This window comes from Paraburkholderia sp. LEh10 (assembly GCF_017814945.1).
Classification (GTDB): Bacteria; Pseudomonadota; Gammaproteobacteria; order Burkholderiales; family Burkholderiaceae; genus Paraburkholderia.
The window spans coordinates 203121-223074 of record NZ_JAGIPX010000003.1 but is presented as its reverse complement, the minus strand read 5'-3'; the positions used below and the strand labels follow the sequence as shown (position 1 = coordinate 223074).

Below are 19954 nucleotides of genomic sequence, written 5' to 3'. Positions count from 1 at the left end.
CGCTTCGTTCAGATCAGCGAACCTTGCAGCCCCTCGAGCAGCTTGCGCACGGGCGCGGGCACGCCATACGCGTCGAGTTCGTTCAGCGACATCCAGACGGTGTCGGCATCGCGCACGTTGGCGGACTTCGAAGCGCGATCGAACGCTGCAATGCGCGGCTCGATATCGAGCCGGAAATGCGTGAACACATGCGTGAGCGGCGCGAGCCGCGACACGCTGGCACTGGCACCGAAGTCACGCGCGAGTTGCGCGAGCGAAGCCTCATCGGCCGCTTCCGGCAGACTCCACAGCCCACCCCAGACGCCCGATGGCGGCCGCTTTTCGAGCATCACGGTATCGCCGTCGCGCAATAGCAGCATCCATGTCCGGCGCGTCGGCACGATCTTCTTCGGACGCGCCGCGGGCAGTTCGCGCTGACGGCCCGTCACGTTCGCCACGCAATCGGAAGCGAACGGACAGCGGCCACAGTCCGGCTTGCCGCGCACGCACAGTGTCGCGCCGAGATCCATCAGGCCTTGCGTGTACGCGCTCACGTCGTCGTCGCTTGCGTTCACGGGCAGCAGCGATTCCGCGAGCAGCCACATGCCGTTCTCGACTTTCTTTTCCCCCGGAAACCCTTCGACGCCGAACACACGCGCGAGCACGCGCTTCACATTGCCGTCGAGAATCGTCGCGCGCGCGCCGAATGCGAACGATGCGATCGCCGCTGCCGTCGATCGTCCAATGCCCGGCAGCTCCGCGAGCGCCTCCACCCGTTCGGGAAACCGCCCGCCGTGCTGTTCGACCACGACCTGCGCGCAGCGATGCAGATTGCGCGCGCGCGTGTAGTACCCAAGGCCGGCCCATAGCGTCATCACGTCGTCGGCAGGCGCAGCGGCAAGCGCGGCGACGTCCGGGAAACGCGCGAGAAAACGCGCGTAATACGGAGTCACCGTCGATACCTGCGTCTGCTGCAACATGATTTCGGACAGCCAGATCCGATATGGATCGCGAGTGTTCTGCCACGGCAGGTCGTGACGCCCGTGTTCGCGCTGCCATGCGATCAGGCGCGCGGAGAAATCGTTTAGCGTCGGTATCACGGGGGAGGCGATCGAAGAAGCGGAAGCGGACATGAAGGATTCAGCGCTGACAGGTGGGACAGTAGTAAGTGGAGCGTTGCCCCTGCACGATCTGTTTGATCGGCGTGCCGCACACACGGCATGGCAGTCCCGCGCGATCATAGACGAAATAGTCGAGCTGGAAATAGCCGCTCTCGCCGTTGCTGCCGACGAAATCGCGCAATGTGCTGCCGCCTTTTTCGATCGCGGCGGCAAGCGTCACGCGCACGGCGTCTGCAAGCAGACCGTAACGGACCAGCGAGACGCGGCCGGCGGGTGTAGTCGGGCGGATGCCGGCGCGGAAGAGACTTTCTGAAGCGTAAATGTTCCCCACTCCGACAACGATGTCCCCCGAGAGCAGCGCCTGCTTCACTGACACCTTCCGCCCGCGCGTTTTACGATGTATCAAGGCGCCGGAAAAAGACGGTGCAAATGGTTCGACGCCGAGATCCGCCAGCAGAGGATGATCGAGTATGTCGCCTGCCGAGCGCGGGTGCCATAACACGGCGCCAAAGCGGCGCGGATCGCGAAAGCGCAAAATGAAGTCGTCGAACACCCAGTCGACATGATCGTGCTTCGCGGCCGCAGGTGGATGCGGCACATTGCGCAGCACCCTGAGTGTTCCCGTCATGCCGAGATGCACGATGAACCAGCCCTCGTCGATCTCGAACAGCAGATACTTGCCGCGTCGCTCCACTTTATGGACCAGCCGGCCATGCAAGAGCCGCGAAAAATCGGCGGGAATCGGCCAACGCAACGCGGATGTGCGGACTTCGACGCGCTCGACGCGTCGCCCCGCTACATACGGTTCGATTCCGCGTCGGGTGACCTCAACTTCTGGCAACTCTGGCATATCTGACTGGTCTGCAACTTGCGTCGGTGGTTATGCGCTTATTGTAGCGAGCGCGTTACAATCGTCCGAAACATTGAACGGATCTGTATGAACCTGTCCATCGTTAAGCAGTTTTTGAAGCGCCGGACCGGTGCGAACAGCGTGCCGCACGCTGTTTCCGCACGCCGGCTGCTGGGTGTGGCCGCTCTGGCTGTCTGGACGCTCGCCGCAATGCCCGTGCATGCGCAGGATCCGTCGCCCGATTCGGATGACAATTCCGTCTCCGTGCAGGACGCCTTCGGCCCCGAATCCGCCGAAGAAAAGAACAATCTGCCCAATGTTGCGCTGACGAGCCAGATCGTATTCCAGGTGCTCGCGGCGGAAGTCGCGCTGCAGCGCAATCAGCCCGCGCCCGCGTATCAAACCTACCTTTCGCTTGCGCGCGACACGCACGACCCGCGCATGGCGCAGCGCGCGACGGAAATCGCGCTCGCCGCACAAAGCCCGTCAGACGCGCTGACGGCCGCACAACTGTGGCAGCAGTACGCGCCCCAGTCGGAGCGCGCCGCGCAACTCGACGCATCGCTGCTCGTGTTGTCCGGCAAACCCGACGACGCGAAGCCGATGCTCGCGGCAGAGCTCGCGAAGATCGCGCCGGAAAACCGAGGCAACGGCATTCTTGCGCTGCAACTGCTGATCTCGCGCGGTCCGAATCGCGTGGGCGGCCTGCACGTGCTGCAGGATCTGCTCGCGAACGACATGAACCGGCCCGAAGCGCAGTTCGCGATCGCCCGTCAGCAGCTTCTCGCCGACGATGCGCCCGGCGCGCGCAAGTCGCTCGAACAGGCGCTCAAGCTCAAGCCCGACTATCTGCCCGCAGCGCTGATGCTGTCGCAGATGGGACCGGAAGAGCGCCAGGAAGGCATTGCATCGCTGGAAAAATACGTTCAGGCGAATCCGAAGTCGCACGAAGCGCGGCTTGCGCTTGCGCAAATGTATCTGGCAAGCGATCGCCTCGACGACGCGCAAAAACAGTTCGAGTACATGCAGAAGGACAACCCGAACGATCTGACGCCGCTGATGGCGCTTGCGCTCATCAAGATCCAGCAGAAGAATCTGTCCGAAGCGCAAAACTATCTGCAGCAGTACGCGCAAAAGGCCGAAAAGACGCCGGGTGCGGATCCGGGTCAGGCATACATCTACCTCGCGCAACTGTCGCTCGAGCAGAAGGACAACGCAGGGGCGAGCCGCTGGCTCGACAAGATCCAGCCGACGAGCAACCAGTATCTCCCCGCACAGGTCACGCGCGCGCAATTGCTGCAAAGGCAAGGCAAAGTGGACGATGCGCGCAGGCTGCTCGCGGGCATACACCCTGCGGACCCGCGCGATCAGGCGCTGATCGCGCGCACCGATGCCGCGATCCTGTTCGACGCAAAGCGCTATCAGGAAGCCGAGGCGCGTCTTGCGCAAGCCACCTCCGATTTCCCGGATGATCCTGATCTCACTTACGACTACGCGATGGCCGCAGAAAAGAACGGCCATTACGACGTCATGGAATCGCAGTTGCGCAAACTGATGCGCACGCAACCAGATAACGCGCAGGCGTACAACGCGCTCGGCTATTCGCTCGCGGACCGCAACCAGCGTCTGCAGGAAGCGGACAAGCTGGTCGAAAAGGCGCTGTCGCTGGCGCCGAACGACGCGTTCATCATGGATAGCGTCGGCTGGGTCAAGTACCGGCTCGGCGAAACGACGGATGCGATCAAGGTGCTGCGCAAAGCCTATGATCTGCAGCCGAACGCCGAAATCGGCGCTCACCTGGGCGAAGTGCTGTGGAAGAGTGGCGATCAGGATCAGGCACGCGCCGCATGGCGCGATGCGCGCAAGCTCGAACCCGACAACGATACGCTCGTCAAAACGCTCAAACGTTTTCAGGTGAACGATCTTTGATGCCCTTGTTACGCTTCGCTTTTCGTCCCGTGTTCTCGTCCCCGGCGCCGCACCGCGCGGCGCTGGCTCTCGCAGCCGCAGCCCTCGTCGCGTTGTCGGGCTGTGCTTCCGTCAAGCCGCAAGGCCCGGCCATCTCGACGGCAGCAACGGCGCTCAGCACGCAGACTAGCCGTGCGTATCACGGCCGCTTCGCCGTTCAGTATGTCGATCAGAATGGCCAGCAACGCAACGCGTACGGCAATTTCGACTGGCAGGAACGCGGCGACACCGTCACCGTGCAATTGCGCAATCCGCTCGGACAGACAATGGCCATCGTCACGTCGTCGCCGTCTGCCGCGACGCTCGAACTGCCGAACCGCCAACCGCTCACGGCCGATAACGTGACCACGCTGATGCAAAACGCACTCGGCTTCACGCTGCCTGTCGAAGGTCTGCGCTATTGGTTGCAGCCATCCGTCGCGCCGACTTCAAAGGCACGGACGGAGAAGGACCCGCAGCAGGAATCACATCTGAAGCAGATTCAACAGGACGGCTGGACAATCGACTACGTCGCCTATGCCGATGCGCCTGCAACCGGTGTGAAGCGCGTCAATCTCGAACGCGCCGAACCGCCCCTCGACATCAAGCTCGTGCTCGACCAGTAATTGCGCACTCGCGCTCCTTGCAAAGACTCATGATTGAAACGAACGACTCGCTGCGCGACTGCCTCGCTCCAGCGAAGCTGAACCTCTTCCTGCATATCACCGGCCGTCTGCCGAACGGATATCACGCGCTGCAGACGGTGTTCCAGTTGCTCGACTGGGGCGACACGCTGCACTTCACGCGCCGCGACGACGGCGCGATCACGCGCGGCACCGACATCGCCGACGTCCCCGCAGACACCGACCTGACCGTGCGCGCGGCGAAGCTGCTCAAGGAACACACGGGCACGCGCGAGGGCGTGAACATCGAAATCGACAAGCGTCTTCCGATGGGCGCGGGCCTTGGCGGCGGAAGCTCCGATGCGGCAACGACGCTGCTCGCGTTGAACCGTCTGTGGAAGCTCGGTCTTTCTCGCACGGAACTGCAAGCGCTCGCGGTGAAACTGGGCGCCGATGTGCCGTTCTTCGTGTTCGGAAAAAATGCGTTTGCAGAGGGTATCGGAGAAGAACTGGAGCAGGTACAATTGCCGCCGCGCCACTTTCTGGTGGTGACACCGAGGGTTCACGTTCCAACCTCAGCGATTTTTTCAGAAAAAACGTTGACAAGAGATACGAAAGCCCTCACAATAGCAGACTTTCTTGCACAGCATAGTTGCAGCGCAGAATGGCCAGACAGCTTCGGCCGGAATGACATGCAGCAGGTTGTCGCAGGGAAATACGCGGAAGTTGCGCAGGTGCTTGGATGGTTTGACAACATCGCGCCGGCGCGGATGACGGGATCAGGCGCAAGTGTTTTTGCAGCGTTCCGTAGCAGAGACGAAGCAGTAGCGGCGAAAGCCAAACTGCCAGTCGAATGGAACGGTGCAATAGCAGCAAGTCTGGATACGCATCCACTCTTCGCTTTCGCGGCATAAGTTTCGCGGCACTGAATGGCCTACAACGTTCAGTGAAGCTCAAAGTTAGTGTAGGGGAGTCGCCAAGTTGGTTAAGGCACCGGATTTTGATTCCGGCATTCGAGGGTTCGAGTCCTTCCTCCCCTGCCAAAAATTCTCGCAGTTCCTCGCCTCCCACAGCCTGAAGCAGGTGCATGATGAGCAGCCATGACGGCCTGATGGTTTTTACTGGCAACGCAAATCCGGCGCTTGCACAGGAAGTCGTCAAAATCCTCGGTATTCCCCTCGGCAAAGCGATGGTCTCCCGTTTCTCGGACGGTGAGATCCAGGTCGAGATTCAGGAAAACGTGCGTGGCAAGGACGTTTTCGTCCTCCAGTCCACCTGCGCGCCCACCAACGACAATCTGATGGAACTGATGATCATGGTCGATGCGCTCAAGCGCGCATCCGCAGGCCGGATCACCGCTGCCATCCCTTACTTCGGCTATGCCCGCCAAGACCGCCGCCCGCGCTCGGCGCGCGTTGCGATCTCGGCGAAGGTCGTCGCCAACATGCTGGAAATTGCTGGTGTCGAGCGGATCATCACGATGGATCTGCACGCTGACCAGATCCAGGGCTTCTTCGATATCCCAGTCGACAACATCTACGCAACGCCCGTGCTGCTCGGCGATCTTCGCAAGCAGAATCACGAGAACCTGTTGGTCGTGTCGCCGGACGTCGGCGGTGTGGTCCGCGCCCGTGCGCTGGCGAAGCAGCTGAACTGCGATCTTGCCATCATCGACAAGCGTCGTCCGAAGGCGAACGTCGCCGAAGTGATGAACATCATCGGTGAAGTCGAAGGCCGCACCTGCGTGATCATGGACGACATGGTCGATACGGCAGGCACGCTTTGCAAGGCAGCGCAAGTGCTGAAGGAACGCGGCGCAACGAAGGTGTTCGCGTATGCGACGCACCCGGTTCTGTCGGGTGGCGCTGGCCCGCGTATCGCCGCATCGGCGCTCGACGAACTCGTCGTTACCGATACGATTCCGCTCAGCGAAGAAGCCCGCCAGTGCTCGAAGATCCGCTCGCTGACGAGCGCAGGTCTGCTGGCCGAAACATTCTCGCGTATCCGTCGCGGCGACTCGGTGATGTCGCTGTTCGCGGAAGGCTGAAGCATTCGCGAAGGCGCCGCATGATGAATGCGGCGCTTTTGCTTTACCGGTGTGAACGGACGAAGGTTCACGCCGTCTTGTCTGGGGGCTATCGCCCATCAAGGGTGAACAAGGCCCCGTTTTACTGCCTGGTCGCGGGCAGCTAATGGAGAATCAAATGAAAGTCGTCGCTTTCGAGCGTAATCTGCAAGGTACGGGTGCGAGCCGCCGCCTGCGTAACTCGGGCAAGACCCCGGGCATCGTGTACGGCGCTGGCGAACCGCAACTGATCGAACTCGATCACAACGCGCTGTGGCACGCCCTGAAGAAAGAAGCCTTCCATTCGTCGATCCTCGACCTGGAAGTGGCAGGCAAGGCGCAACAGGTTCTGCTGCGCGACGTGCAATATCACCCGTTCCGTCAACTCGTGCTGCACGTGGATTTCCAGCGCGTCGACGCAAAGAAGAAGCTGCACACGAAGGTGCCGCTGCACTTCATGAACCAGGAAACCAACCCGGCTGTGAAGCTGGGCGGCGCGATCATCTCGCACGTCATCAACGAACTCGAAATCGAATGCCTGCCGGCCGCTCTGCCGGAATTCATCGAAGTCGATCTGGCGAAGATCGAAGCGGGTCAATCGCTGCACGCAACGGACATCGTTCTGCCCGCTGGCGTCGCGCTGGTTGCGCACCTCGCGTCGGAAAACCCGGTGATCGTTTCGGCACCGATTCCGGCTGGCGCAGTGTCGGAAGAAGCGTCGGCTGAAGGCGAAACGCCGGCTGCTGAATAAAGCCGCTATCCTCTCGATCCGTTTCAATGGAACGGTCGACGTAACCCGCCGCGGTTCGCCCCGGCGGGTTTTTTTTCGGTTTTTTAAGGCTGCGGGGCGCGCCGCGCGGCTCACTCGAACATGATCAAGCTGATCGTCGGACTCGGCAATCCCGGCGCCGAATACACCGCGACCCGTCACAACGCAGGCTTCTGGCTCCTCGACCAACTCGCGCGCGAAGCCGGCGCGGCGTTGCGCGACGAACGGCGCTTTCATGGCTTCTATGCGAAAGCGCGTCTGTACGGAGAGGAAGTCCATCTGCTCGAGCCGCAGACGTATATGAACCGCTCCGGCCAATCGGTCGTCGCGCTCGCGCACTTCTTCAAGATCCTGCCGGACCAGATTCTCGTCGCGCACGACGAGCTGGATCTGCCGCCCGGCACCGTCAAACTCAAGCTGGGCGGCGGCAGCGGCGGGCACAATGGCCTCAAGGATATTTCCGCGCATCTGTCGACGCAGCAGTATTGGCGTTTGCGCATCGGCATTGGGCATCCGCGCGATCTGATCCCCGAAAGCGCGCGCGCGGGCGCGAAGCCCGATGTCGCGAACTTCGTGCTGAAACCGCCGCGCAAGGAAGAGCAGGATGCGATCGATGCGTCGATCGAGCGCTCGCTCGCGGTGATGCCGACCATCGTCAAGGGCGAACTCGAACGCGCGATGATGCAGTTGCACCGAAATTCGTGACCTGAATGCAGAGGCAACGATCGCAATCAACTTGCATGAGACGGGAACGGGTCGCTAAAGCGCCGACTCCCGTCGACAGGAGAATAGCTTGAGCCGCTACTGGAGCAACATCGTTCACCGATTGACGCCATACGTGCCGGGCGAGCAGCCTGCGCTTGCGCATCCCGTGAAGCTGAACACCAACGAAAATCCGTATCCGCCATCGCCCGCCGTGCTGGACGCGATTCGCCGCGAGCTCGGCGAAAGCGCCGAGTCGTTGCGGCGCTACCCTGATCCGACGGCGCGCGTACTGCGCGAAACGGTTGCCGCGCATCATCGATTGAACGCGAATCAGGTATTTGCGGGCAACGGCTCCGATGAAGTGCTCGCGATCGTGTTTCAGGCGCTTTTGAAGCATGACAAGCCGATCCTCTTTCCGGACATCACGTACAGCTTCTATCCGACGTACGCGCGTCTCTACGACGTCACGTATCGCACGATCCCGCTCGACAATGCTTTCGAGATCCGCATCGATGACTACATGCAGCCGAACGGCGGCATTATCTTTCCGAATCCGAATGCCCCGACCGGTCACGCGTTGCCGCTTTCGGATATCGAGCGACTCGTCGCAGCAAATCCTGATTCTGTGGTCGTGATCGATGAGGCCTACGTGGATTTTGGTGCGCAGTCCGCTGTTTCGCTGATCGGCAAGTATCCAAATCTGCTTGTCGTGCAGACGACTTCCAAATCGCGCTCGCTTGCCGGGATGCGCGTGGGCTTCGCGTTCGGCGATCCTGCGTTGATCGACGCGCTGACCCGCGTGAAAGACAGCTTCAACTCGTATCCGCTCGACCGGCTCGCGCAAGTGGCCGCGACGGCCGCGTACAAGGACGACGCATGGTTCCGCGATTGCACGGAAAGGGTAATCGCAAGCCGCGAACGGCTGACGGCGCAAATGACGGCGCTCGGATTCGAAGTCGTGCCGTCATCGGCGAATTTCGTCTTCGCGCGCCGCGATGGATATGACGCCGCTGCGCTCGCCGCGCAACTCAGGGACAAGGAAATTTTCGTGCGCCACTTCAACGCACCACGCATCGACCAGCATCTGCGTATCTCGATCGGCACCGACGCCGAGTGCGATACGCTGCTGGATGCGTTGAAGGAGATTCTCGGCGGCTACGTCGGCTGAAACGCCAACGATCGAGCAGGAACGGCGCGCCACGCGCGCCGCTTGCGCCAGGATCAGGCGCTCTTGGCCGCCTGCAGCGCGTTGTACTTCGCCATCAGTTGTTCCGGCGATTCGAGATGCTCCGGATTGCGCGGAATACATTCGACGGGACACACCTGCACGCATTGCGGCTCATCGAAATGGCCGACGCATTCAGTGCATTTCGTCGGGTCGATCACATAGATTTCCGGGCCCATCGAAATTGCGTCGTTCGGGCACTCGGGCTCGCAAACGTCGCAATTGATGCACTCGTCGGTAATCATCAGGGCCATGCTGTTCTCACTTCATGCCAGCGCCTGTCGTGAACGCGCCGGCTAACGTTCCGTAATCCGCAATTTTACGCCTGTCGGATAGACCCCGCCGCGCATCATGTTATTGACGGCAGCGGACCCGACGCTCAGTCAGGCGCGCTGCCGCAATCATGGCTGTGCCGCGCGCGCCAGTTCGATGGCCGCGACCTTGGCTTCCAGGCGCTTTTCCACTGACGGGAACACGAACTTACTGACGTCGCCGCCCAATTGCGCGATTTCGCGGACGATGGTGCCCGAGATGAACTGATACTGATCGGACGGCGTCATGAACATTGTCTCGACGTCTGGCAGCAGATAGCGGTTCATGCCCGCCATCTGGAACTCGTACTCGAAGTCCGACACGGCGCGCAGGCCGCGCACGATCACACGCGCGTTATTGATGCGGACGAAATCCTTCAATAGCCCCTTGAAACTCATTACCTGCACGTTCGGATAGTGGCCGAGCACTTCGTTGGCGATGTCGAGCCGCTCCTCGAGCGTAAAGAATGGCCGCTTGTTGCGGCTATCCGCCACGCCCACCACCAACGTGTCGAAAATGCTCGACGCGCGACGCACGAGGTCTTCGTGACCGCGCGTGAGGGGATCGAACGTACCCGGATACACGGCGACTACCATGGGATTTCTCCTCTCTACAGACTAGAAGGCATGCCGGAACACGCCCCGCAGGACTCATCTGACGACGATACCGCGCGCGTGACGGCTAGCCATCCGGCGCTTGTTTTGGAACGCGCATTATTCCTCATTTTCGCGCTGCAGCAAATGATAGTGGACGGCACCTGCCTTGCCCTGCCGGATCACGGACCAGCCTGCGAGCGCGGCATTCCCGGCGGCGTCGAGCGACTCGCCGGATTCGACATACAGAAAGCCCTCCGCGCTGACCAGCGGCGCGGCGACTTCCAGCGCGCGGCCGAGCAGGCCTTCTCCGAACGGCGGGTCGAGGAACACGACATCGAACGAACCGGGCGCAAGGCTTGCTGCGAGGCGCAATCCGTCGGCTTCGGCGACTTCGATCGCCCGAGCCGCCAGCTTCGCCTGGTTGGCGCGTAGCTGGGCCGCCGCGCGCGAGTTGCGCTCGACCATCAGCACTCGCGCGGCGCCGCGAGACGCGGCCTCGAAGCCCAGTGCGCCGCTGCCGGCGAACAGATCGAGGCAGCGCTGGCCGTCGAGCCGCTGGCCGAGCCAGTTGAAGAGCGTTTCGCGCACGCGATCCGGCGTCGGACGCAGACCGTCGAGGTTGATCACCGGCAGCGGCGTGCGCTTCCAGTCACCGCCGATAATGCGGATCGTATGCGGCTGACCGCGGCCGGACGGCGCGCTTTTTGCGCGAGCGGAGGAAGTACGGGACATGCAGTTCGTCTGTTGAGCGTGCGCCCGCTAGTCTACGATTGGCGTCGATAAGCGGGCCGGAGCGCCCACGTTACCACACGCGCGCGAAGCGTTTCGTCCAAGTTCACCGCGGCGGTGCGTGGCCGGCAATCACGACGCCGCCGGGCGCGCCTGATAAAATGTGCGGCTTCCAGCGCCTCGCTTGCCGCACTGGGATGCGGCCCCTCGGCCGGGGCGACGCGCCGTCGTTCGCCGCCACGCATTGTCGAGCCGAAAGCGGGAATCCCGCGCAATCTCATCCAGCAGCCCAGACCATGTTCAGCTTTTTCAAACGATTCAAGGGTTCCAAGGCGCCCGACGACACGCCTGAAGCGTCGCAGACCGATTCCGGGGGCGCCGTCGACATGCAGGATGTGGCTGAACCGGACACGCGCGGCACGTCGAACGACGCGCAGCAAGCCGCGCGCTACGCGCCGCCTGCTCCGGATTCGGCCGACGCACCCGAATACGATCCCAACTACGTGCCCGAAGCCGCTGATTTCGAAGACGTGGAGTCGGAAGAAGACGTGGAGATCGTTCCGCCGCCCGAGCCCGAAGCGGCTGCAAAGCGCTCGTGGCTCACGCGCCTGAAGAGCGGACTGTCGAAGACCAGTTCGAGCATCACGGGCATCTTCGTCGGCACGAAGATCGACGAAGACCTGTACGAAGAGCTGGAGACGGCGCTTCTAATGTCCGACGCGGGCGTCGACGCAACGGAATACCTGCTCGAGGCATTGCGCGAAAAAGTGCGCACGGAGCGCCTCACCGATCCACAGCAGGTCAAAGGCGCATTGCGCACGCTGCTCGTCGATCTGTTGAAGCCGCTGGAAAAGTCCCTGACGCTCGGCCACTACCAGCCCACTGTGATGATGATCGCGGGCGTGAACGGCGCCGGCAAGACGACGAGCATCGGCAAGCTGGCGAAGCACATGCAGCGCTTTAACCAGTCGGTGCTGCTCGCGGCTGGCGATACGTTCCGCGCGGCCGCGCGCGAGCAGCTCGCGATCTGGGGCGAGCGCAACAACGTGACGGTCGTGCAGCAGGAAAGCGGCGATCCCGCGGCGGTGATTTTCGACGCTGTCGGTGCGGCGCGCGCCCGCAAGATCGATGTGGTGATGGCTGACACAGCCGGCCGGCTGCCGACGCAGCTTCACCTGATGGAAGAGTTGCGCAAGGTCAAGCGCGTGATCGGCAAGGCGATGGACGGGGCGCCGCATGAAGTGCTGCTCGTCATCGACGCGAACACCGGTCAGAACGCACTCGCGCAAGTGAAAGCATTCGACGACGCGCTCGGCCTCACCGGCCTGATCGTGACGAAGCTCGACGGCACGGCGAAGGGCGGCATTCTTGCGGCGATCGCGCGGCAGCGTCCCGTGCCCGTGTATTTCATCGGCGTCGGCGAAAAGGTCGAAGATCTGCAGCCGTTCAGCGCCGAAGAATTTTCGGATGCATTGCTTGGCTGATTCTGCGGCCGCCTAAAACTGGCGATGTGAAATACGAGGGGCGTCATGTGTTCGCATGACGCCCCTTTTTCCTGCAGCGCACGGCCGATTCGATGTCCGAATGCTCAGCCGCGCAGGCGCGACGTCGCTGCGTCACTCCGCATCGGGCTGCACGCCAGGTTCAGCACGCGCAAATGCATCGAGCGTATCCGCGTATTCGTGGATGCGACGGATCGTCGGATAGGGGCTCATATCAACCTTGAAGCGGTTCGCGTTGAAAACCTGCGGCACGAGGCAGAGATCGGCAACCGTCGGCGTGTCGCCGAAGCACAGCTTGCCCGCGCGCCCATCGGCGACGAGATACTCTTCGAGCGCCGCGAAGCCCGAGCTGATCCAATGGTGATACCACGCATCCTTCATCTCGTCGCTCACGCCGACCTTGTGCTTCAGATACTTCAGCACGCGCAGATTGTTCAACGGATGGATCTCGCACGCGAGTTGCTGAACGATCGAGCGGACGTAGGCGCGATCCACAGGCTTGGACGGCAAGAGCGGCGGCTCGGGATGCGTCTCGTCCAGATACTCGATGATGGCAAGCGACTGCGTCACCACATTGTCCCCGTCGACCAGCGTCGGCACGACGGAGTCGTGGTTGAGCTTGCGATACGCGGGCTTGAACTGCTCGCCGCCGTCGCGCAGCAGATGCACCGGCATGTACTCGTACGGCAGATTTTTCAGGTTCAGCGCTATACGCACGCGATACGACGCAGAACTACGAAAGTAGCTATACAGCTTCATTGTTGTCTTCCTCCCTCATGACTTCAGCGGCCTCAGCGGCTTTAGACGACGCGCACGCTGAATTCGCCAAGTGCTTCCACGCCGCCCTTCATCAGGTCGCCCTGCACGACCGCGCCGACGCCTTCCGGCGTGCCCGTGAAAATCAGGTCGCCCGGTTGCAGTTCAAAGAAGCTGGACAGATAAGCGATCGTCTCAGCCACGGACCAGATTAGTTGCGACACGTCCGAGCGCTGCTTTTCCTCACCATTGACGGTCAGCCAGATCGCGCCCTTACCGACGTGGCCGACTTTCGAAACGGGATGAATCGGGCCGAGCGGCGCCGAATGGTCGAAGCCCTTTGCCGTGTCCCACGGACGGCCCAGTTTTTTCGCTTCTGCCTGCAGATCGCGGCGCGTCATGTCGAGGCCGAGCGCATAGCCGTAGACGTGATCGAGCGCCTTGTCCGCGGGAATGTCCTTGCCCGCCTTGCCGATGGCTGCGACGAGTTCCATCTCGTAGTGAACGTTCTTCGACTGGGCCGGGTACGGAAATTCCCCCGTGGCGCCCGGCGCGACATAGAGCACGGCGTCGGCCGGCTTGGCGAAGAAAAACGGAGGTTCGCGATCGGGATCATGGCCCATCTCGCGCGCATGCGCCTCGTAATTGCGGCCGACGCAGTAAATACGGCGCACCGCGAATTGATCGTCCGATCCGGCAATCGGCACTGCCGTCACCGGCGCTGGCGCAAACACATAACCCATTCCGTTCTCCGTCTTCGATTGAGCCGCCTCGACGCGGCAAGGCATTGAGTGTAACGCGATGCCGACACACGCGTAGCCTGGCCGAACGGCCAGGTGGCGCACGGCGCGCGCATGCCGTAAGGTTCTTTGAAGGCCGCGACTTTGCTCAAATCCTGCTGCTGCGCCCGCCGTGCGATACTCGAACGAAGTTCGAAAGAAATGCCGTGCGGCAACGCCGCGCCCGTTTCGGCAAGCATTTTCTGCACGTGCGAAGCGTGGTTGTCCACCGTCCCCAAGATACCGATTTGCCCCGATGACCGATTTCACCGACACCGCCCCTTTTCCCTGCGCCCGATTCATCAAGGAAATCGGCCGCGGACCCAACGGCGCGCGTGCTCTCACGCCCGATGACACGCACGCGCTCTACACCGCGATGCTCGATGGCCGCGTCTGCGACCTGGAACTCGGCGCGATCCTGCTCGCATATCGCGTGAAAGGGGAATCCGCCGACGAGCTTGCGGCGATGCTTGCCGCAGCTCACGCGTCGTTCGCGCCCGTCGGCGTGAAGCACGACGCGTATCAGGCCGTGTCGATTCCGAGCTACAACGGCGCGCGCAAGCAGCCCAATCTCGTCCCGCTGCTGGCGCTGCTGCTCGCGCGCGAAGGCGTGCCCGTGCTGGTGCATGGCGTCACGGAAGATCCCGGCCGTGTGACGAGCGCCGAAATCTTCGCGCATCTGAACGTCACGCCCGCGCAGACGCATGCCGATATCGAAACCGGTCTCGCAAAAGGACGCATCGCGTTCGCGCCGATCGCAACGCTCGCGCCGAAGCTCGCGCGGCTGCTCTCGCTACGCCGGCGCATGGGCGTGCGCAACTCGACACATACGCTCGTCAAGATTCTCCAGCCGTTCGCGCCCGCCGGTCTGCGGCTCGTGAACTATACGCACCCGCCGTACCGTGAGAGCCTGACCCAGCTCTTCATGTCGCATCCCGACGCGGCGACCGGCGGCGCGCTGCTCGCGCGCGGCACGGAGGGCGAAGCGGTTGCAGATACGCGCCGCCAGGTGCAGATCGACTGGCTGCATGACGGCATCTGCGACACGCGCATTGCCGCCGAGCGCTCGTCGCCGGATGCACCCGAAGTCGAACTGCCCGAAGGCCGCGATGCCCCGACGACAGCAGCGTGGATCACGGACGTCCTGCGCGGCGACGCGCCCGTGCCGGCCGCAATCACACGCCAGGTCGAATTGATCGTCGAGATCGCGCAGAAGGCCGCCTGACATGGGTAAGCGGCTATTCGGCGGGTCGCTGACAAGCTCGAAACCGGCCGGCAAGGAGGACATCAGGAACGCCTCCCAGGCAGCTTCGGGTTGACAGGTCCGCGCCGCCTCGCTTATCTTTTAACAATGCGTTCCGTTCCGAACACCCTCCGAATTACCCTCGGCCGCCTAGCGCGGCCCCTATCGCTACGTCTAGCGTAAGCCAGGCGTAGCGCCGCACGCAGTCGCCACAGCGGCTCGCGGCGGTCCTCCGAAGTGAAGTCGTTCCAGTTTCACCCCAGTCCGTAGTTCCTTCAAAACCTGTAGTCGTCTGTATTCGTCCGTTTACCACCCGGACGAATCGCGAGGGTCAAATGCACGTTGCATGGGCTTCCGTTCCGATCGTTGCCTTCGTCGTCGTTCCGATGACGCTCTTCATCCGCGCCCGTTCGTTGCTCCCGCTAGCGCCCGGCTCGCGGGACGTGCATCTGTGGCAGCCCGCCAGCCGCTCGACGCCACATCACCCAGCACACGACCAATGAATCGAACGAGGCTCACCATGATGCGCAACCCTGCCGAGAAATACCGTCCCTTCCCCACCGTCCGTTTGACGGGACGCAAGTGGCCCACCCGCACGATCGACCGCGCGCCGATCTGGATGAGCACCGACCTGCGCGACGGCAACCAGTCGCTGATCGAGCCGATGAGCATCGCGCAGAAGACTGAGTTCTTCGAGATGCTCGTCGCCATCGGCTTCAAGGAGATCGAAGTCGGCTTTCCGTCGGCGTCGCAAACCGACTTCGATTTCGTGCGCAAGCTGATCGACGAAAAGCGCATTCCCGATGATGTGACGATCGAAGTGCTCGTGCAGTCCCGAGCGGACCTGATCGCGCGCACGTTCGAGGCGCTCGAAGGCGTGCCGCGCGCGATCATTCACCTGTACAACGCGATCTGCCCGTCGTTCCGCAAGATCGTGTTCAACCAGTCGAAGGAGGAGGTGAAGGCGCTCGCAGTGGAAGGCACGCGGATCATCCGCGAGCACGCGGATGCCTGTCCGCAGACGCGCTGGACATTTCAGTACTCGCCGGAGACGTTCAGCATGACCGAGCTGCCGTTCGCGCGCGAAGTGTGCGACGCCGTCGCGCAGACCTGGCGTCCGACGCGCGATCACAAGATGATCGTCAACCTGCCCGCCACGGTCGAGGCCGCGACGCCGAACGTCTATGCCGATCAGATCGAGTGGATGGACCGCAACCTCGGCTATCGCGACAGCATCGTGCTGTCGGTGCATCCGCACAACGACCGCGGCACGGCCGTCGCGGCAACGGAACTCGCGCTGATGGCGGGGGCGGACCGCGTCGAAGGGTGTCTGTTCGGCAACGGCGAGCGCACAGGCAACGTCGATATCGTGACACTCGCGATGAACCTGTACACGCAGGGCATCGATCCCGGCCTCGACTTCTCGGATATTGACGCCGTGCGGCGCGTCGTCGAGCGTTGCAACCAGATTCCCGTGCATCCGCGCCATCCGTACGCGGGTGACCTCGTCTATACGGCGTTTTCCGGCTCGCACCAGGACGCGATCCGCAAAGGCTTCGCGCAGCAGAAGCCCGACGCCGTATGGGAAGTGCCCTATCTGCCCATCGATCCCGCCGACGTCGGCCGCAGCTATGATGCCGTCATTCGCGTGAACAGCCAGTCGGGCAAAGGCGGCGCGACGTATCTGCTCGAGCGCGGCATAGGCTTCGCGCCGCCGCGGCGCGTGCAGATCGAATTCAGCCATGCTGTGCAGACGGTCGCCGACGAATCGGGCGCGGAAGTGACGGGAGATGCGATCTGCGCGCTCTTCGCCCGCGAATACTTCGAGGCCGAAGGCCCAGCGCAGCGCGTGAGCGGCTCAGCCGTGCGCTGGAACAGGCGCGAGATCAGCGTGCCCGCAGCGGCGGCCGCGAGCGTCGACGGCCAGCAAGCATATGCAAAGGCGGTCGCGCGCGAGTTCGCGGCGGCGGCGAAGCTGGCAGTCGAGATCACGTCGTATGAGAGCGTGCGCACGACGGATGGCCGCACGGCCGTATTCGTCGGCTGCCGCGTCGGCGAGCAGCCGATGCGGCACGGCGCGGGCGTCGCCGAAGACGAAATGACGGCCGTCGTCGATGCTGTGGTGAGCGGCATCAATCGCGCCGGTTGGCCGGGCGTCGATGGGCGGGTCGCGGCATAAAGGCACGTTCAAGCCGCACAAGCGAGGTTTGCAGAAAGGCGACCGTGCAGCCCGCCTGAGGCCGAACAGCCGAAGGCGAGCCGCCCGCTCACGAGGCGCGGCGTCGCAAACGGAGTGACCGCGCGATCCGCGTCACTCGATTGCGCAACGCGTCGCCTGCCACGCGACCAGCCGCCACTTTCCGTCTTCCTGCGCCTGGATGGCCGTATAGGCGATCGGAAAGAGCAACGCGCCGTTGTTGGCTTCCATTTCGATCAGCGCGCGTCCCGTAACCACGCACGTCTCGCGTCCGACGGGGAGCACGTCTTGCGACTGGACCTCGATCTGGCGGTAGCGGCGGCGCCCGGCCGTAATGGCGTCGATGAATTGCCGCTTCGACTCACGCTTGCCGTTCGTGTGGACGTATATGACGTTGTCGGAGAGCAGCGCGTCGAGCTGCTGCCCGTTCCCCTCGACCATCGCGCGAAAGCGATCGCGCTCGAGCCCGCGAATCGCTTCGATCACTTTTGCCGCCATCGCGTTCGCCCCCATCGACGACAGCGCCAACGGCAACGGTCGTCAGAAGTTGTATTGCACGTAAACCTGGTGGAAATTTATACCAGGATTCGGCTCTTTCATACCGCCGTTCGAGACATGCTGGAAACGGTAGCCAAACTGATACTGCTGATGATCGCCGAACTGCGCGCCCGCGCCTACCATGTCCGCGAACTGGAACGCGGAGCCCAACGTGAAGGTCGAAGAGATTCGCGGACTGGTCAGCACGCGTACGCCCACGCCCGCTTCGACGAACGGCCGGACCGATCCCGAGCCACGGATGAACCGCACGACGGGCGTGACGCCGAATTCGCCGATGTTCTCGTGAACGTTGCCTTCATTCGTGTGCCACCACGCGGCGTGCGCTTCCCCGATCAGCGCGAAGTGCCAGCCACCGATTTCCCACCAGGTCAGATTCGGGTCCCAGACGAAACCGAGATCGAGCTTGCGCACATGATGATCGGCGAGACCGCCTGCGATCTGAACGCCGAACTGGTCCGCAGAAGCCAGCGCGGAGACGCCGAATATTGCCGCAGCCACGGCAGCTTTAAGTGCCAGGTCAATCCAAGCCTTGTTCTTTTTTTCCATCGTGCGTCCGCTGAATGCAGGTTGAGCGACGAAATCGCGCAGCGACATTTTAGAGACGGGAGCAATTATCGGACCACTTAATACAACTGGAATGCCGCAAATCACTGCTTCTATTGCCGAAAAAATCTTACTGAAGATTGCCGGTTCCGGCTTCGGTCGTTGGATGGTACGTGTTCGGTGGCGAACCCGCAGGGCAGGTGCGATACTATTAAAAAGTCATTTTCAATAGCAGCGTGGGAACTTGGATGCCCCTACGGCCTCTAAGTATTAGCACTCGGTAGACGAGAGTGCTAACATCCATCGTGGTCTGGCTAGTGCCAGACTTTTGTCTGAATAAAGGAGTTCGCTACGTGAGCAACACATTGACCCTTCCGAGTACTCTGAGCCCGTCGTCGGCTAAGGCCGCTTCGGCAGGTGCACTGACGCTCTCGCATGCTTCTCTTCTGCCCGGCCAGCTGGGCAATATCGACGCCTACATCCAGGCCGTAAACCGGATTCCGATGCTGACGCCGGCAGAAGAGCGCCAGTTCGCCACCGAATACCGCGAGCAGAACAACCTCGAGTCGGCGCGTCGTCTGGTGCTGTCGCACTTGCGGCTGGTCGTGTCGATCGCGCGCAACTACCTCGGGTACGGTCTGCCGCACGCTGATCTGATCCAGGAAGGCAACATCGGTCTGATGAAGGCCGTGAAGCGCTTCGACCCGGCGCAGAACGTGCGCCTCGTGTCGTACGCAATGCACTGGATCAAGGCCGAAATCCACGAATACATCCTGCGCAACTGGCGCATGGTGAAAGTGGCGACGACCAAGGCGCAACGCAAGCTGTTCTTCAACCTGCGCAGCCACAAGCAAGGGTTGCAGTCGTTCACGCCGGACGAGATCGACGGTCTCGCTAAAGAACTGAACGTGAAGCGCGAGGAAGTGGCCGAGATGGAAACGCGGCTGTCGGGCGGCGATGTCGCGCTCGAAGGCCAGGTCGAAGACGGCGAAGAAGCATTCGCCCCGATCGCCTACCTGGCCGATTCGCACAGCGAGCCGACGGCCGTGCTGGCTGCGCGTCAGCGCGACCGCCTGCACAGCGACGGTATCGCGAGCGCGCTGGAGTCGCTCGACCCGCGCAGCCGCCGCATCATCGAAGCACGCTGGCTGCAGGTGGAAGACGACGGCTCGGGCGGTTCGACGCTGCACGAGCTTGCCGACGAGTTTGGCGTATCGGCCGAACGGATCCGCCAGATCGAAGCAAGCGCGATGAAGAAGATGCGCACCGCACTGGCCGAGTACGCGTAACGTCAGAGAAACATGTGGCGCGGGCTGGTGGCCGCGCGTCTTTCATACAGAGCCCTGCTCTTCGCAAGAAGGCGGGGCTTTTCCTTGCGTGTCGTCAAACATTGCGTCGCTTCCGGTCAGCGGCGTGACATTGTCTTGACCTCCCACAGAACGTGACTTATTAGTT

Annotated in this window: 20 protein-coding genes and 1 tRNA gene; 12 read left to right on the top strand and 9 right to left on the bottom strand. The window is 62.4% G+C overall.

Annotated elements, in window-relative coordinates:
- Window positions 1–8: 8 nt before the first annotated feature.
- Window positions 9–1112, bottom strand: coding sequence for an A/G-specific adenine glycosylase (gene mutY / locus J8I87_RS03985; RefSeq protein WP_209930144.1), 1104 nt, complete (start codon window positions 1110–1112; stop codon window positions 9–11).
- A gap of 7 nt (window positions 1113–1119) precedes the next feature.
- Window positions 1120–1950, bottom strand: a complete 831-nt coding sequence (mutM, locus tag J8I87_RS03980; RefSeq protein WP_209930143.1) for a bifunctional DNA-formamidopyrimidine glycosylase/DNA-(apurinic or apyrimidinic site) lyase — start codon at window positions 1948–1950, stop codon at window positions 1120–1122.
- An 87-nt stretch (window positions 1951–2037) separates the two neighbouring features.
- On the opposite strand from mutM, the gene J8I87_RS03975 reads away from it, so the two are divergent.
- The 8 genes from J8I87_RS03975 (at window position 2038) to hisC (ending at window position 9227) form a co-directional block, all read left to right on the top strand.
- Window positions 2038–3879 (top strand): tetratricopeptide repeat protein, encoded by a 1842-nt coding sequence (locus J8I87_RS03975; protein ID WP_209930142.1) that lies wholly within the window; start codon window positions 2038–2040, stop codon window positions 3877–3879.
- Window positions 3879–4523 (top strand): lipoprotein insertase outer membrane protein LolB, encoded by a 645-nt coding sequence (gene lolB, locus J8I87_RS03970; protein WP_209930141.1) that lies wholly within the window; start codon window positions 3879–3881, stop codon window positions 4521–4523. Before J8I87_RS03975 ends, lolB begins: the two co-directional genes overlap by 1 nt.
- Window positions 4524–4552: 29 nt before the next feature.
- On the top strand, window positions 4553–5434 hold the full coding sequence (gene ispE / locus J8I87_RS03965; RefSeq protein ID WP_209930140.1) for a 4-(cytidine 5'-diphospho)-2-C-methyl-D-erythritol kinase: 882 nt from the start codon (window positions 4553–4555) through the stop codon (window positions 5432–5434).
- Between the two features lie 52 nt (window positions 5435–5486).
- Window positions 5487–5563, top strand: a tRNA-Gln gene (locus J8I87_RS03960).
- A gap of 47 nt (window positions 5564–5610) precedes the next feature.
- Window positions 5611–6567 carry a ribose-phosphate pyrophosphokinase gene (locus J8I87_RS03955; RefSeq protein WP_209930205.1) on the top strand — a complete coding sequence of 319 codons (957 nt, stop codon included), beginning with the start codon at window positions 5611–5613 and terminating at the stop codon, window positions 6565–6567.
- 157 nt (window positions 6568–6724) lie between these two features.
- The gene (locus J8I87_RS03950) at window positions 6725–7336 is read left to right on the top strand and encodes a 50S ribosomal protein L25/general stress protein Ctc (protein WP_209930139.1); all 612 of its coding nucleotides are present in this window, start codon (window positions 6725–6727) and stop codon (window positions 7334–7336) included.
- Between the two features lie 120 nt (window positions 7337–7456).
- Window positions 7457–8059: an aminoacyl-tRNA hydrolase gene (pth, locus tag J8I87_RS03945; RefSeq protein ID WP_209930138.1), complete on the top strand. Its 603-nt coding sequence runs from the start codon at window positions 7457–7459 to the stop codon at window positions 8057–8059.
- A gap of 88 nt (window positions 8060–8147) precedes the next feature.
- Entirely contained in the window at window positions 8148–9227 is a 1080-nt protein-coding gene (hisC, locus tag J8I87_RS03940; protein WP_209930137.1) for a histidinol-phosphate transaminase, read from the top strand.
- Between the two features lie 53 nt (window positions 9228–9280).
- Here hisC and J8I87_RS03935 read toward each other — a convergent pair whose 3' ends face one another.
- The 3 genes from J8I87_RS03935 to rsmD form a co-directional block, all read right to left on the bottom strand.
- The gene (locus J8I87_RS03935) at window positions 9281–9538 is read right to left on the bottom strand and encodes a YfhL family 4Fe-4S dicluster ferredoxin (RefSeq protein ID WP_209930136.1); all 258 of its coding nucleotides are present in this window, start codon (window positions 9536–9538) and stop codon (window positions 9281–9283) included.
- Window positions 9539–9685: 147 nt separating this feature from the next.
- Window positions 9686–10192: a pantetheine-phosphate adenylyltransferase gene (gene coaD / locus J8I87_RS03930; protein WP_209930135.1), complete on the bottom strand. Its 507-nt coding sequence runs from the start codon at window positions 10190–10192 to the stop codon at window positions 9686–9688.
- A gap of 117 nt (window positions 10193–10309) precedes the next feature.
- Entirely contained in the window at window positions 10310–10924 is a 615-nt protein-coding gene (gene rsmD, locus J8I87_RS03925) for a 16S rRNA (guanine(966)-N(2))-methyltransferase RsmD (protein ID WP_209930134.1), read from the bottom strand.
- Window positions 10925–11217: 293 nt separating this feature from the next.
- On the opposite strand from rsmD, the gene ftsY reads away from it, so the two are divergent.
- Complete coding sequence (gene ftsY / locus J8I87_RS03920; protein ID WP_209930133.1) at window positions 11218–12405, top strand: signal recognition particle-docking protein FtsY; 1188 nt, start codon at window positions 11218–11220, stop codon at window positions 12403–12405.
- A gap of 132 nt (window positions 12406–12537) precedes the next feature.
- Here the strand turns inward: ftsY and maiA are convergent, their stop codons facing one another.
- Complete coding sequence (gene maiA / locus J8I87_RS03915; protein ID WP_209930132.1) at window positions 12538–13182, bottom strand: maleylacetoacetate isomerase; 645 nt, start codon at window positions 13180–13182, stop codon at window positions 12538–12540.
- Window positions 13183–13223: 41 nt separating this feature from the next.
- On the bottom strand, window positions 13224–13922 hold the full coding sequence (locus tag J8I87_RS03910) for a fumarylacetoacetate hydrolase family protein (RefSeq protein WP_209930131.1): 699 nt from the start codon (window positions 13920–13922) through the stop codon (window positions 13224–13226).
- A 292-nt stretch (window positions 13923–14214) separates the two neighbouring features.
- Here J8I87_RS03910 and ybiB point away from each other — a divergent pair, with 292 nt between their 5' ends.
- Together ybiB and leuA are read left to right on the top strand one after the other, a co-directional pair.
- Window positions 14215–15183: a DNA-binding protein YbiB gene (gene ybiB / locus J8I87_RS03905; RefSeq protein WP_209930130.1), complete on the top strand. Its 969-nt coding sequence runs from the start codon at window positions 14215–14217 to the stop codon at window positions 15181–15183.
- Window positions 15184–15721: 538 nt separating this feature from the next.
- Window positions 15722–17380: a 2-isopropylmalate synthase gene (gene leuA, locus J8I87_RS03900; RefSeq protein WP_209930129.1), complete on the top strand. Its 1659-nt coding sequence runs from the start codon at window positions 15722–15724 to the stop codon at window positions 17378–17380.
- A gap of 132 nt (window positions 17381–17512) precedes the next feature.
- On the opposite strand, the gene J8I87_RS03895 is transcribed toward leuA, so the two are convergent.
- On the bottom strand, window positions 17513–17896 hold the full coding sequence (locus J8I87_RS03895; protein ID WP_209930204.1) for a nuclear transport factor 2 family protein: 384 nt from the start codon (window positions 17894–17896) through the stop codon (window positions 17513–17515).
- Window positions 17897–17938: 42 nt separating this feature from the next.
- On the bottom strand, window positions 17939–18502 hold the full coding sequence (locus J8I87_RS03890; RefSeq protein ID WP_209930128.1) for an acyloxyacyl hydrolase: 564 nt from the start codon (window positions 18500–18502) through the stop codon (window positions 17939–17941).
- A 350-nt stretch (window positions 18503–18852) separates the two neighbouring features.
- On the opposite strand from J8I87_RS03890, the gene rpoH reads away from it, so the two are divergent.
- Window positions 18853–19788 (top strand): RNA polymerase sigma factor RpoH, encoded by a 936-nt coding sequence (gene rpoH / locus J8I87_RS03885; RefSeq protein WP_209930127.1) that lies wholly within the window; start codon window positions 18853–18855, stop codon window positions 19786–19788.
- The last annotated feature ends 166 nt before the right edge of the window (window positions 19789–19954 follow it).

Coding starts and splice junctions, on each gene's coding strand:
- pth (WP_209930138.1), top strand. CDS start 7,457: ATGATCAAGCTGATCGTCGGACTCGGCAATCCCGGCGCCGAATACACC.
- J8I87_RS03975 (WP_209930142.1), top strand. CDS start 2,038: ATGAACCTGTCCATCGTTAAGCAGTTTTTGAAGCGCCGGACCGGTGCG.
- ybiB (WP_209930130.1), top strand. CDS start 14,215: ATGACCGATTTCACCGACACCGCCCCTTTTCCCTGCGCCCGATTCATC.
- ispE (WP_209930140.1), top strand. CDS start 4,553: ATGATTGAAACGAACGACTCGCTGCGCGACTGCCTCGCTCCAGCGAAG.
- lolB (WP_209930141.1), top strand. CDS start 3,879: ATGCCCTTGTTACGCTTCGCTTTTCGTCCCGTGTTCTCGTCCCCGGCG.
- coaD (WP_209930135.1), bottom strand. CDS start 10,192: ATGGTAGTCGCCGTGTATCCGGGTACGTTCGATCCCCTCACGCGCGGT.
- leuA (WP_209930129.1), top strand. CDS start 15,722: ATGATGCGCAACCCTGCCGAGAAATACCGTCCCTTCCCCACCGTCCGT.
- mutY (WP_209930144.1), bottom strand. CDS start 1,112: ATGTCCGCTTCCGCTTCTTCGATCGCCTCCCCCGTGATACCGACGCTA.
- J8I87_RS03955 (WP_209930205.1), top strand. CDS start 5,611: ATGAGCAGCCATGACGGCCTGATGGTTTTTACTGGCAACGCAAATCCG.
- J8I87_RS03950 (WP_209930139.1), top strand. CDS start 6,725: ATGAAAGTCGTCGCTTTCGAGCGTAATCTGCAAGGTACGGGTGCGAGC.
- J8I87_RS03910 (WP_209930131.1), bottom strand. CDS start 13,922: ATGGGTTATGTGTTTGCGCCAGCGCCGGTGACGGCAGTGCCGATTGCC.
- mutM (WP_209930143.1), bottom strand. CDS start 1,950: ATGCCAGAGTTGCCAGAAGTTGAGGTCACCCGACGCGGAATCGAACCG.
- J8I87_RS03935 (WP_209930136.1), bottom strand. CDS start 9,538: ATGGCCCTGATGATTACCGACGAGTGCATCAATTGCGACGTTTGCGAG.
- rsmD (WP_209930134.1), bottom strand. CDS start 10,924: ATGTCCCGTACTTCCTCCGCTCGCGCAAAAAGCGCGCCGTCCGGCCGC.
- ftsY (WP_209930133.1), top strand. CDS start 11,218: ATGTTCAGCTTTTTCAAACGATTCAAGGGTTCCAAGGCGCCCGACGAC.
- J8I87_RS03890 (WP_209930128.1), bottom strand. CDS start 18,502: ATGGAAAAAAAGAACAAGGCTTGGATTGACCTGGCACTTAAAGCTGCC.
- maiA (WP_209930132.1), bottom strand. CDS start 13,182: ATGAAGCTGTATAGCTACTTTCGTAGTTCTGCGTCGTATCGCGTGCGT.
- J8I87_RS03895 (WP_209930204.1), bottom strand. CDS start 17,896: ATGGCGGCAAAAGTGATCGAAGCGATTCGCGGGCTCGAGCGCGATCGC.